Here is a 12,149-nt window from a genome sequence, read left to right as displayed (position 1 = left end):
TCAAAATGATTTTTAAATTTTAAAAACGCAGCCACCAAGATTCATTAGTGCTTAAGACCCCATCTATTTATGTTGGATGCGTTTTGGAATTAATATTTAAAGTGCATCTTTTACAGCATAACAAAACCAATCACTTAACAATAGGGCAATCATGTTTTTAACTTATGCTCTTTATAATCAGTAATAAGCTTTTACATGCCAATATTACCAAAACGATTTTTGAATTTAGAAAGGCGACCGCCACGATCTACAAGTGTTTGGGAGCCACCTGTCCATGCTGGATGCGTTCTTGGGTCAATATCTAGATTAAGAGTATCGCCTTCTTTTCCCCAAGTAGAGCGCGTTGTATATTGGGTTCCATCCGTCATAACAACGGTAATTGTGTGATAGTTGGGATGAATGTTCGCTTTCATGCGTAAAAACCTTTTGCGTTTATAGAATGAAACAGCACTTGCTTGATTTTTTTAAGTGCGCTTCCTTTGTCTTTTTGATACATTGATTAAAGTATTTATTCCTATAGCTGAGCACGCATCAAAAAACAAGTGTTCAAGATGCATCGTTGCATCAAGTGTTACAAATCCAATATAGTGAGCGAAACCTTATGAATCTCTTCAATCATTCAGAAAAATCTACAAAGTCTTCTCTTAAGAAATCTTCATTCTCTTCGCTTGCAATTTTTTTTCCTTATCTTTTACGCTATCGTTGGTTGTTTATCTTTGCCTTTCTAGCGTTATCTGTTGCTGCTCTTGTCACATTAGCTTTGCCTGTGGCTATCCGCCAAATGTTTGATCATGGGTTTTCTACTTCAAGCCATGGACATATCAATTTTTACTTCGGAATTTTGTTTATCTTAGCCTTGCTTCTCGCATTTTCTTCTGCTGGACGTTATTATTGTGTTATCACATTGGGAGAACGGATTGTTGCCGATTTACGGCGTGATGTGTTTATCCATATTATGAAACTTTCTCCTGCTTTTTTTGATCGGTCGCATTCAGGAGAGATTGTTTCAAGGCTTCTAACAGATACCACACAGATAAAATTAGCTGTAGGTTCTACTGCCTCTACTGCTTTGCGTCAGTTGATTATAGTGATTGGAGCCGTCGTGATGATGGTGATTACCAATGCTAAATTGTCTTTGCTGGTTCTGGCTGCTATTCCTGTTGTGGCCATTCCTTTGGTGGTTTTTGGGCGTAAAGTTCGCGCACGTACGCGTGCGGCGCAAGATCGTCTCGCAGATGCCAATGCTGTTGCTACAGAACAGGTAAGTGCTATTCGCACTGTGCAAGCTTTTACCGCAGAAAAACTCGTTGCAACACGTTTTTCACAATTGATAGAACGTGCTTTTCAAACAGCACGTGCTTCTGTAATTCTGCGCTCCTTTTTTACGGGTTTTGCAATTTTTTTGGTTTTTAGCAGTGTGGTTGCTGTTTTATGGATTGGGTCGCGCGATGTTTTGAATGGAACGATGACAGGCGGGACATTAGGGCAATTTGTTCTTTATGCGGTTTTTGGAGCTTCTACTTTTGCGCAATTATCGGAACTGGGGGCAGAGTTAATCCAAGCAGCAGGCGCTGCTGAGCGGCTTTCCGAATTGTTACGAGAACAACCTACTATTGTCGCTCCTAAAAATCCTTTATCATTGGAGAAACCTGTTCGAGGTGAACTTGTTTTTGATCAAGTTGATTTTACTTATCCTTCTAGACCACAAGAGAAGATTTTACGCTCGCTTTCGTTTTCTGTGAAGGCAGGTGAAACGGTTGCTTTTGTTGGGGCATCAGGAGCAGGAAAAAGCACCATTTTTTCTTTGATCCTTCGTTTTTATGACCCGATAAGTGGAACAATTCGGCTGGATGGCATGGAAATTAATCGCCTTTCTTTGCAAGATTTACGCAGCGCAATTTCCTATGTTCCACAAGATGTCGCTATTTTTGATGGAACATTGCGTGATAATATTATTTTTGGAACTGAAAATACCCATGAAGAGGACATCCTTGCTGCCGCTAAAGCGGCTAATGCACTTGAATTTATCCAAGCTTTACCAGATGGCTTGAATACACAAGTAGGAGAACGTGGTACCATGCTTTCTGGGGGGCAAAAACAACGCATTGGTATTGCACGAGCAATTCTAAGAAATGCACCCCTCTTGCTGCTTGATGAAGCAACATCCGCTTTAGATGCAAACAGTGAAAAGTTGGTGCAGGATGCCTTAGAAGGATTGATGCAAAATCGTACAACATTGGTGATTGCACACCGTTTGGCAACAATTTTAAAAGCTGATCGTATTCTCGTGATGGATAAAGGCGCTCTTGTGGAAAAAGGAACCCATGCAGAACTTGTGGCAAAAAATGGCGTTTATGCCTACTTGGCAAAACTCCAATTTTCACCTGAGTAAGTAATCATTATAAAGAGCAGTATTTTCAGGGGCATAAACAGCACTCTTTTCAGACGGGCTTATCAATTTAAATCTCTCATGGAAAAAAGAGGGGCAAGCATTGAGGTGTTTTTCTTTTTGATGTCTTAACAGGCTGTTCTTTTTTCTTTATGAAATCGAGCATTTTTATAAAAATACTTCATCTGTATACAGAATATAAAAACAATACCTAGTTAATCTCTATGGACTATTAAGGTGTGCAAGGGGTTCTCTTCATAACAGCACCGCCACGTTGATTTATAAAGATAATTCATTGTTTTTCATGAGAGATCATGAATACCATGGGATTTTCTCATGTAAAACCCTTATAGTGAAGCGAACAAACTTTCTTGCTTGCACATCACAAGCGGTGTTGGCGTGTGGGGTGAAACTGTACAAGAAAGGAATAAAAGCCTCTCTTGCCCCTTTAAGTACCAAGAGCTATCACAAAACATTGGGGCGCTGGCGAAGAGTATAATGGTGCCAGGTTACTTAAAGAAGAGCTGATAAATAGGCAGAAAGACGCTTTTTATTCATATTAGAAACCGTGCTAACTAAGCACGCAGTTTGTTTTGCTGTTTGGCTAGGTTAAGGTTTTTATTACTTTGAAAACCAATATTTCATGGATCATGCCTTTTGAAGGCTTACAAGGCTTTTCTTTAAAGTACATAAAGCACGAGAGCAGTATAATTAAATACAAATTGTTATTTTTACCAATGTAAACATCTATATTTTATATATTGTTTTCATAAAAATATAATATGTAGTTATTTTAAAATCATATGTACACACAATAATACAATATCGAGAAATCGATGAGAGAGTTATATTAATAATTGGCTAGCAAAACAAGAGAGCAAAAATGGAAGAAGACATAAAATGGGCAATAGCTATTCATAATAGCTATAATTAAGGTCATTTGGAAATGGGGGAAAAATGTGGGAGTATAAGATACGGCTTTATGATTTTATATATCATATTGATGGGGTGGTTGTGGTGTTTGGGATATTCAGTGGACATTTTGTTCGGTTTTGTAATGATAGTGTGTTGTGGGGGAATCTTAATGTTTGCATTGGCAAGTTATCAGAACACGCATTTGACTGAACAACTTGAGCAAAAAGAGCAAGAGTGCGCTGGACATAAAGAGATTATTGTACAAGGGGAACAAAGACTTTTTGCAAAAACTCAAAAAGTATTGCAAGAATGGTTGAAACAATGGGATGAGGGAGCGAAACAGTGGGAAAGAGACGTACTGGGGATAAAAAATCCTGGACATTGGCCACCTTCTAAATTCAGCGGATAATGGCCCTTGATGCTAGAAGATATTTGTATGCAAAGATATGGAGAAGCGTGTTTTTTTGTATGAAACGGCGCTGACAAAAGAACTCACTGCTGAGCATATCAAAAAAATATGTAGTTATCTTGGATAACTCGTATTTTAAGAAATTTTGTGTAAAAGCAGTGTGATTAATGAGAAAGAATGGAATAATTCTGCAAAAGTGCGTAGATCCTCTTACGAGCAAAAAACGGATTCAACCTACGATGCTGTTGTTTCATTGGTGGTTATATGTTCTTGATGATATGATTAAAGCTGAATGCAAACAGCACCAAAAGGAAAACTCTAAAGGGGAGGATGAAAAGAAAAAATTTACAGATACTTTGTGGTACAACATACCTATAAGTACAGAACATCAAGAGATAGAGGAAATGCCAAAGCTTTCGAAATCTTGGCCTGGTGAGTGTACTTTATTATTATATTATAAAATGTGTTGTTGTTGTGTGATGTTCCCAGTCATTATGAAGCAGCGAGAAAAACTTTTCTTTACTATAAGAAGCTTATTAAAACAGTGAAAAAGGGCTATGTTGTCTTTGATAAAGGTTGCCATTATTTCACAGTTAGAGATGTAATCAATACTTGTAAAGAGAATGACACAAATAGAGCAAAAGATCTTTCCATTGCTGAAGGGAATCCAACATTTGAAAAAGTGTACAAATTAGGAGTCAGAGAATGGATTCAAGCAGCAAATAAGAAATGTGATAACCGGTTGATCTTTTTGGGGAAGCTTACCACACAAACAAAATTACAAGTTATCTTCGGTAATGAGAAGATAAAGGTGCTGGAAGAGGCTGTTGAAAAAGATAAAGAACAGGTTGCAAGTGAAATGCAGAAAGAAATTTCGGAAAACAGAGATTTTCATTATTATAAATGCCGTCGGTATTTGATAAACTATTTGTAAAACAATTGAATAAAAGGGTAGGGAACAGCTCTATAAATCAGTGGATTTTGTGAGATCTCTGCTATTATGCAGTGGTGGAAAGAGTGAAAACTCGGGGGGCATATGCGGCAGCTTGTATGAGAGAGGAGAGGTTTTTTAGATCAATGGATAGCGCACTGTAAAGAGCATATATTGAGGAAGGAATGGACTGTGTGTTTTTGCTTTGGGTGCGATAAATGCTTCTTGGAGCGTTTTGTTATGATGTTTTTTTGTTTATTGCCTTTTGCAGCTTGTTTGGAGGGAAATTTGAATAACAGAAACGTCAATAAGGTAAGCTGTTTAGGAATGCTTTTGTGGGGGATAGCGAGTACGTTTTTTGTCACTATTTAATCAGTTATTTCCTATCGTCATTTGAAAGAAAATTTAAAATTCTCTCTTCACGTGTTTTTTAAGGTTCTAAGGGTTTTGTAAAAAACTGTAAGAAAATGCCTTTTTTGAGGGCTCTTTCTAACTTGATGCGAATGTGTTCATTACCGGCGATGATGTTCTTTTTGCGGAATATATCGTTGTCACCTTCTTTATCGGTGACAAAACCCCCGGCTTTGCGAACCATCAATATTCCAGCAGCCATATCCCAAATCTGCAGATTATCTTCCCAAAAGCCATCGATTCTTCCTGCGGCGACATAAGCTAGCTCAAGAGCAGCAGCGCCAAGACGGCGAAGTCCGGCAACTTCCGCCATCACATTGCGTAATTCAATAAGAGATAAGGTTGTGTGATGAGGGATATCTAGATGGGGATGTTGTAAAGTTTGATCTTTAGCATTGCCTTTAAAAAAGATACTATTTTTGAAGTCTAAGTGTGAGACCTAAATGCCTTTTTTGAGGGCTCTTTCTAACTTGATGCGAATGTGTTCATTACCGGCGATGATGTTTTTTTTGCGGAATATATCGTTGTCACCTTCTTTATCGGTGACAAAACCTCCGGCTTCGCGAACCATCAATATTCCAGCAGCCATATCCCAAATCTGCAGATTATCTTCCCAAAAGCCATCGATTCTTCCTGCGGCGACATAAGCTAGCTCAAGAGCAGCAGCGCCAAGACGGCGAAGTCCGGCAACTTCCGCCATCACATTGCGTAATTCAATTAGATAGGTTCCATGATTTGGGCGACCAAAATGAGGCATGCCTGTGGCAATGACACAGTCTTCTAGTCTGCGCCGAGCAGAAACGCGACAGCGTCGGTCGTTGAAAAAAGCACCACTGCCGCGTTCTGCGGTAAAGAGTTCATCACTCACGGGATTGTAAATGACACCAGCAACGATTTTTCCTTGGCTTTCTAAGGCAATGGAAATAGCAAAAAAAGGAATACCATGGAGAAAATTTGTGGTGCCATCTAAAGGGTCAACAATGAAACGATGTTGGGAATCTTCGCCAATGATTTCTTCAGATTCTTTCATTAGAAAACTAAATTTGGGGCGTGCTTTGCTTAATTCATTGAAAATAATTTTCTCTGCTTTGCGATCTGCTTGGCTAACGTAATCTGCTGGTCCTTTCAAAGACACTTGCAAATTTTGCACTTCACCGTAATCACGCACGAGCGAGCGTCCTGCTTTCATTGCAGCTTGCACCATGACATTCATGACTGCAGAATGGGCCATGTTTTATTCCTTTATTTATCCTTTTCATTTGCACGGCGCAAATAAATCAATTCGTTGGTGTCGACAATGACACGTTCACCAGCATTCATAAAGGGTGGTACAAGAATACGAATTCCGTTTTCAAGAATGGCGGGTTTGTAAGAGGAGGTAACCGTTTGTCCTTTGATGGCAGGATCGGCTTCCACAATCGTGACAGCAACTTGATCAGGAAGTGAGATGCCGATAGGTTTTTCTTGATAAAGTTCAACTGTGACAGTCATCCCATCTTGGAGAAAAGCAGCACGTTCACCAACAAAATCTTTTTGAAGTTCAAGTTGTTCATAAGATTCTGAATCCATAAAGACTAAAGCATCCCCTTGTTGATAAAGAAATGTGAAATCCTTTTGTTCAAGACGGACCCTTTCAACCGTTTCAGCAGCACGAAAGCGTTCATTAAGTTTTGTACCATCAATTAAATTTTTCATTTCAACTTGGTTAAATGCGCCACCTTTTCCTGGTTTTACAGCGTTGCATTTAACAGCAACCCATAAGCTTCCTTGATGTTCAATCACATTACCAGGGCGAATTTCATTGCCATTAATTTTCATCGTTTCTATCCAATTCTATTCTTATAAAAAGAACTCTCTTGTTGTCTTTATGGCGCTTTTCTTTGCTGCCTTTAAACAGTGAGCTCTTTATGTTATTTTCGGGCTCAAATCCCTTTGATTAGCCTTGCGGCTCTCTCATGGTCCTGTGTGCTCTTCATGGGCTTTCTCATGTTTTTTGCAAAGAGAAAAGCTTAAGTAAAAAAGGACCTTTATGTATTTTTGCTTTTCAATTCTTTGCAAGACCATAAAAAGTGCTCGGACGCAAGCTTTTTAAAAATTTGCACAAAAATTTTTTAGAATTTTTGGGGGAATTTATCCCGTTGTGTCGTAAAATATCATCATTGATGGCAATGATATAATTGATGGCAATGATATAAGTTCCGTAAAATCACGAGCTGTTCTTATGAGAATGTGTGATGAATATTTGAATACGGAGTTTATTATAGTGTCTCATGGGATAGAGCGTGGTGTGTGCTATCCATGTGGTGTTAGCTTGCATTCTCATCAGAGATGAGCTGTAAAATGGCTTTCTTTTTAACCGTGGTGAGCGTTCTAAACCGTTTGAGCAGCAGATATTCCTCTGTGCTTGATGCGATTTCATCATGGTGGTACGGAGGCTGCTGTTTTGTAATGATATCAGCATAAAAAAAGGAAATGGGAACATTTAAGATATCAGAAATTTCCATTAAACGCCCCGCGCTTACACGATTTAAGCCGTTTTCATATTTCTGGATTTGTTGGAAAGTGACACCTAAATGTTGACCTAATGTTTTTTGAGACATTTTCAACATTTTTCGTCTAAAACGAATTTTTTTGCCTACAAAAAGATCAATATTAAGATTTTGAGATTGCATTTTTCCCCGCCGGTTGCGAGCGCCCTCGCATGAGTATTCCGGGAGTTAAAAGCACTGAACTCAAATCAGCATTTTGCTTTTAGTGCTTGAGAGCACTTGGACATAGCAAAATCTCCCGGAATTCCGGGATACCCACAGGAGTGGGATAAATTCATGTTTGAGTTTTTCAGGCTTTTAATCCCTATTGATCGTTGCGTATGCGACCAAAACACCTTTTAATTCATAAAGTAATTTCAGAAGATTGGCAATAAAAATTAAAATAGTGTCTCTTAACGTGTCGTTTCTTAAAACAGAGGGTTGGCGTGTTTTGCATTCAAGCAATAAAGCATTTACGAGGGGGAAGGGAGGCTTTGAATAAAGCGTGGTGTGTTCTATCCATGTGGTGTTAGCTTGCATTCTCATCAGAGATGAGCTGTAAAATGGCTTTCTTTTTAACCGTGGTGAGCGTTCTAAACCGTTTGAGCAGCAGATATTCCTCTGTGCTTGAGATCACTTCATCGTGATGATATGGAGGCTGCTGTTTTGTAATGATATCAGCATAAAAAAAGGAAATGGGAACATTTAAGATATCAGAAATTTCCATTAAACGCCCCGCGCTTACACGATTTAAGCCGTTTTCATATTTTTGAATTTGTTGGAAGGTGACACCTAAATGTTGACCTAATGTTTTTTGAGACATTTTCAACATTTTTCGTCTAAAGCGAATTTTTTTGCCAATGAATTTCCCACTGAAAATGTCGTTATAAGGATTTTTACCGATACCCTAGAAAATGCTACACGGGATATAGAAAGCTATTCAGCTGCTTCAATCACAGATAAGCCAAGTTTTGCATTTACATCTTCGCGTAATAATTTGCTAGGGTATGGGGCATTTTCATTATTTTTAATATTCTTCTTTCCTTAAATCTTAAAGCTATAACTTACACTATTTTGTATTGTTACAATCTATAATAAAATTTATCCACTCTGGCTAAAAATGAGGTTTTTTATTAAGCTGCAAATCTCTTTGCCTTTCGCAAGAGCTTTTAAGTCTTTACGTTTAAAATATAGAGAATGTTTACATTAAATAGCGGGTTCATCTGGGATGAGTATTTATATAAGAACGCGGCTCTCCGTTCACGTTATACTGAAAAAGAGACACTATAGTGCTACTATTTAATCTTATTCTATAACTCAAATTCACACCCATGTTTTGTTGTTTTTGGGGTTGATCTGTATAAATCACATTATATCCATTCTGTCGCAACAGATTGATAAATACAGGAGTAAAGTTGTCTGCTGTATTATTTTTCTTTATAAGAAGTGTGGTTGTAGCGGGTGGTAAAAACCCTTTGTTACCGCTAATAAATTTGTTAGCGACTAATTGTGCCTGACGCTTTGTAAGACTTTGATCAACATAATTTGATGAATAATTGCCTACAGATGCGCAACCTGCCACCAACACAACCGGTGACAGCAATAAATATTTTAACATCGTTAATTCCCCTTACTTATTGTTGCTCTTTTTTGCGAAGCTCCTATTCCAGAAATTAAGAGCAACTTTACCTATAGCTACTTAACAACATATCGGTATCTAATCAATCGGTTAATTAATCAATGAATAATGGTTTCAGCTGTAAAGGTTGCTTGAAGTGCTTCTTGTGGCGTATATTTTAATAAACAGCTGCTTTTGGTGATTGTGATAAAAAAGCAATTTTTTGCGTTTGCATGTTAAGATCACGTCCTCTGTCACCATTATAAAATGATGCGTTAGGTGCTGTTCCAGATTGACCAAAAAAATTTTCAAGCATTGCTTTTTGAGGGCTATCTTTTTTAAAATACGCATGAATGCTTATTCTGTTTGCTGTAAAATACTATCGTTTGAGGTGTGGTGCTGTAAGGCATCAAACTTTGCACATGTGATATTTTTATGAGAATATGTGGTGAATATATGAGGGGGGCTTGTCCGGATAATCTTGTGAAATGAACCACATGAAATGGGAAGCTAAAAGCGTTCTGTTTTGAGAAGACGGATTGTTTACCAACTGGATAGGGAAGGGACTTCTGTCCTTTGAGGTGTGGGAGGCAAGTTAAGAACAGAGAGTGTAGCGCCCTATATCATAATGTTAAAAGTTTTCATTTTGATCAGCGATGAGCTGTAAAATGGCTTTCTTTTTTACCGTTGGTAAAACTCTAAATCTTTTTAAAAGCAGGTATTCTTCTGTGCTGGAGATGATTTCATCATGGTGGTATGGGGACTGTTGTTTTGTGATGATATCCGCATAAAAAAAGGAAATCGAAACATTGAGGATATCGGAAATTTGCATTAAACGCCCCGCGCTTACACGATTTAAGCCGTTTTCATATTTTTGAATTTGTTGGAAGGTGACACCTAAATGTTGACCTAATGTTTTTTGAGACATTTTCAACATTTTTCGTCTAAAACGAATTTTTTTGCCTACAAAAAGATCAATATGAGGATTTTTACTTTGCATTTTAAAGCCCCCCACCGGGTGCGAGCGCCCTCGCGTTGGTATTCCGGGAGCTTGAAAATACTGAATCCGAATCAGCCTTTTTGCTTTTAGCGCTGAGAAGCACCTGGACATAGCAAAATCTCCCGGAATTCCGGGATACCCACAGGGGTGGGTTTATTTTCGCGTTCGGATTATAGGGTTTTCAAGGCCCTATTGGTCGTTGCGTATGCGACCAAAACACCTTTTAATTCATAAAGTAATTTCAGAAGATTGGCAATAAAAATTAAAATAGTGTCTCTTAACGTGTCGTTTCTTAAAACAGAGGGTTGGCGTGTTTTGCATTCAAGCAATAAAGCATTTACGAGGGGGAAGGGAGGTTTTGAATAGAGCGTGGTGTGTGCTATCCATGTGGTGTTAGCTTGTATTCTCATCCGAGATGAGCTGTAAAATGGCTCTTTGTTTAATCGAGGTAAGCGTTCTAAATCTTTTGAGCAGCAGATATTCTTCTGTGCTGGAGATGATTTCATCATGATGATATGGAAGCTGTTGTTTTGTTAAGATATCGGCATAGAAAAAGGCAATCGGAACATTGAGGATATCGGAAATTTCTTTTAAACGCCCTGCGCTGACACGATTTAAGCCGTTTTCATATTTCTGGATTTGTTGGAAAGTGACACCTAAATGTTGACCTAATGTTTTTTGAGACATTTTCAACATTTTTCGTCTAAAACGAATTTTTTTGCCTACAAAAAGATCAATATGAGGATTTTTACTTTGCATTTTAAAGCCCCCCGCCGGTTGCGAGCGCCCTCGCGTTGGTATTCCGGGAGCTTGAAAATACTGAATCCGAATCAGCCTTTTTGCTTTTAGCGCTGAGAAGCACCTGGACATAGCAAAATCTCCCGGAATTCCGGGATACCCACAAAGTGGGGTAAATTCATGTTTGAGTTTTCGGGTTTTCGGGTTTTAGAGCCCTATTGGTCGTTGCGTATGCGACCAAAACATCTTTTAATTCATAAAGTAATTTCAGAAGATTGGCAATAAAAATTAAAATAGTGTCTCTTAACGTGTCGTTTCTTAAAACAGAGGGTTGGCGTGTTTTGCATTCAAGCAATAAAGCATTTACGAGGGGGAAGGGAGGCTTTGAATAAAGCGTGGTGTGTGCTATCCATGTGGTGTTAGCTTGCATTTTCATCAGAGATGAGCTGTAAAATGGCTTTCTTTTTTACTGTTGGTAAAACTCTAAATCTTTTTAAAAGCAGGTATTCTTCTGTGCTTGATGCGATTTCATCATGATGATATGGGGGCTGTTGTTTTGTTAAGATATCGGCATAGAAAAAGGCAATCGGAACATTGAGGATATCGGAAATTTGCATTAAACGCCCCGCGCTTACACGATTTAAGCCGTTTTCATATTTCTGGATTTGTTGGAAAGTGACACCTAAATGTTGACCTAATGTTTTTTGAGACATTTTTAGCATTTTTCGTCTAAAACGAATTTTTTTGCCTACAAAAAGATCAATATGAGGATTTTTACTTTGCATTTTAAAGCCCCCCACCGGGTGCGAGCGCCCTCGCGTTGGTATTCCGGGAGTCTAAAAACACTGACCTCGAATCAGCTTTTTGCTTTTAGTGCTGAGAAGCACCTGGACATAGCAAAATCTCCCGGAATTCCGGGATATCCGCAAAGCGGGATAAATTATGTACGAGGTTTCGGGTTTTTAGATCCCTATTGGTCGTTGCGTATACGACCAAAACACCTTTCAATTCATAAAGCAATTTCAGAAGATTGGCAATAAAAAATAGTTTTTTAATGAGAGTTGGCGTGTTTTTCATCCAAGCAAAAAGAATGAAAAAATAGAGCTTTTGGAATTTGCGCGATAGCCTAGTTCTTTTGCTTATTGGATATTGTTTGCTTAAGCAAATGATACAAGTGTGCTTTCTTTGCCAATGGCAATGTCGTTATAAA

General features: G+C 38.4%; 14 protein-coding genes and 1 pseudogene. 4 read left to right on the top strand and 11 right to left on the bottom strand.

Annotation, left to right across the window (positions count from 1 at the left end):
* Positions 1-191 precede the first annotated feature (191 nt).
* Positions 192-413 (bottom strand): 50S ribosomal protein L31, encoded by a 222-nt coding sequence (gene rpmE, locus QHG57_RS01000; RefSeq protein ID WP_330168255.1) that lies wholly within the window; start codon positions 411-413, stop codon positions 192-194.
* A gap of 188 nt (positions 414-601) precedes the next feature.
* Here rpmE and QHG57_RS00995 point away from each other — a divergent pair, with 188 nt between their 5' ends.
* The 4 genes from QHG57_RS00995 to QHG57_RS00980 all read left to right on the top strand — a co-directional run bounded on the left by QHG57_RS00995 (position 602) and on the right by QHG57_RS00980 (position 4,647).
* A complete protein-coding gene (locus tag QHG57_RS00995; RefSeq protein ID WP_330169293.1) occupies positions 602-2,392 on the top strand; it encodes an ABC transporter transmembrane domain-containing protein in 1,791 nt (596 codons plus the stop codon).
* Between the two features lie 1,081 nt (positions 2,393-3,473).
* A complete protein-coding gene (locus QHG57_RS00990; protein ID WP_330169292.1) occupies positions 3,474-3,713 on the top strand; it encodes a hypothetical protein in 240 nt (79 codons plus the stop codon).
* 167 nt (positions 3,714-3,880) lie between these two features.
* Positions 3,881-4,261, top strand: coding sequence for a hypothetical protein (locus QHG57_RS00985; RefSeq protein ID WP_330169291.1), 381 nt, complete (start codon positions 3,881-3,883; stop codon positions 4,259-4,261).
* Positions 4,258-4,647, top strand: a complete 390-nt coding sequence (locus QHG57_RS00980) for a hypothetical protein (protein ID WP_330168252.1) — start codon at positions 4,258-4,260, stop codon at positions 4,645-4,647. Before QHG57_RS00985 ends, QHG57_RS00980 begins: the two co-directional genes overlap by 4 nt.
* Before the next feature lie 427 nt (positions 4,648-5,074).
* Here the strand turns inward: QHG57_RS00980 and QHG57_RS00975 are convergent.
* From QHG57_RS00975 to QHG57_RS00930, 10 genes and pseudogenes are all read right to left on the bottom strand, one after another.
* A pseudogene (locus tag QHG57_RS00975) lies at positions 5,075-5,425 on the bottom strand (inositol monophosphatase family protein); the annotation flags it as partial.
* 69 nt (positions 5,426-5,494) lie between these two features.
* Positions 5,495-6,286 (bottom strand): inositol monophosphatase family protein, encoded by a 792-nt coding sequence (locus QHG57_RS00970; RefSeq protein ID WP_330168251.1) that lies wholly within the window; start codon positions 6,284-6,286, stop codon positions 5,495-5,497.
* An 11-nt stretch (positions 6,287-6,297) separates the two neighbouring features.
* Positions 6,298-6,873: an elongation factor P gene (gene efp / locus QHG57_RS00965; protein WP_330168250.1), complete on the bottom strand. Its 576-nt coding sequence runs from the start codon at positions 6,871-6,873 to the stop codon at positions 6,298-6,300.
* Positions 6,874-7,361: 488 nt separating this feature from the next.
* Positions 7,362-7,727 carry a helix-turn-helix domain-containing protein gene (locus QHG57_RS00960; RefSeq protein ID WP_330169290.1) on the bottom strand — a complete coding sequence of 122 codons (366 nt, stop codon included), beginning with the start codon at positions 7,725-7,727 and terminating at the stop codon, positions 7,362-7,364.
* Positions 7,728-8,112: 385 nt separating this feature from the next.
* Entirely contained in the window at positions 8,113-8,487 is a 375-nt protein-coding gene (locus tag QHG57_RS00955) for a helix-turn-helix domain-containing protein (protein ID WP_419196698.1), read from the bottom strand.
* Positions 8,488-8,802: 315 nt separating this feature from the next.
* Positions 8,803-9,201, bottom strand: a complete 399-nt coding sequence (locus QHG57_RS00950; RefSeq protein WP_273787684.1) for a conjugal transfer lipoprotein TrbH — start codon at positions 9,199-9,201, stop codon at positions 8,803-8,805.
* A gap of 178 nt (positions 9,202-9,379) precedes the next feature.
* Positions 9,380-9,517, bottom strand: a complete 138-nt coding sequence (locus QHG57_RS00945; RefSeq protein ID WP_330169289.1) for a hypothetical protein — start codon at positions 9,515-9,517, stop codon at positions 9,380-9,382.
* Between the two features lie 315 nt (positions 9,518-9,832).
* Positions 9,833-10,201, bottom strand: coding sequence for a helix-turn-helix domain-containing protein (locus QHG57_RS00940; RefSeq protein ID WP_330169593.1), 369 nt, complete (start codon positions 10,199-10,201; stop codon positions 9,833-9,835).
* Between the two features lie 393 nt (positions 10,202-10,594).
* A complete protein-coding gene (locus tag QHG57_RS00935; RefSeq protein WP_419196697.1) occupies positions 10,595-10,960 on the bottom strand; it encodes a helix-turn-helix domain-containing protein in 366 nt (121 codons plus the stop codon).
* 398 nt (positions 10,961-11,358) lie between these two features.
* The gene (locus QHG57_RS00930) at positions 11,359-11,724 is read right to left on the bottom strand and encodes a helix-turn-helix domain-containing protein (RefSeq protein ID WP_330169287.1); all 366 of its coding nucleotides are present in this window, start codon (positions 11,722-11,724) and stop codon (positions 11,359-11,361) included.
* Between the last annotated feature and the right edge of the window lie 425 nt (positions 11,725-12,149).

The organism is Bartonella grahamii subsp. shimonis, assembly GCF_036327415.1.
In the GTDB taxonomy this organism is placed as follows: domain Bacteria; phylum Pseudomonadota; class Alphaproteobacteria; order Rhizobiales; family Rhizobiaceae; genus Bartonella; species Bartonella shimonis.
Note: the sequence above shows the minus strand (reverse complement) of the source record. Positions and strands in the feature narration are given on the sequence as shown.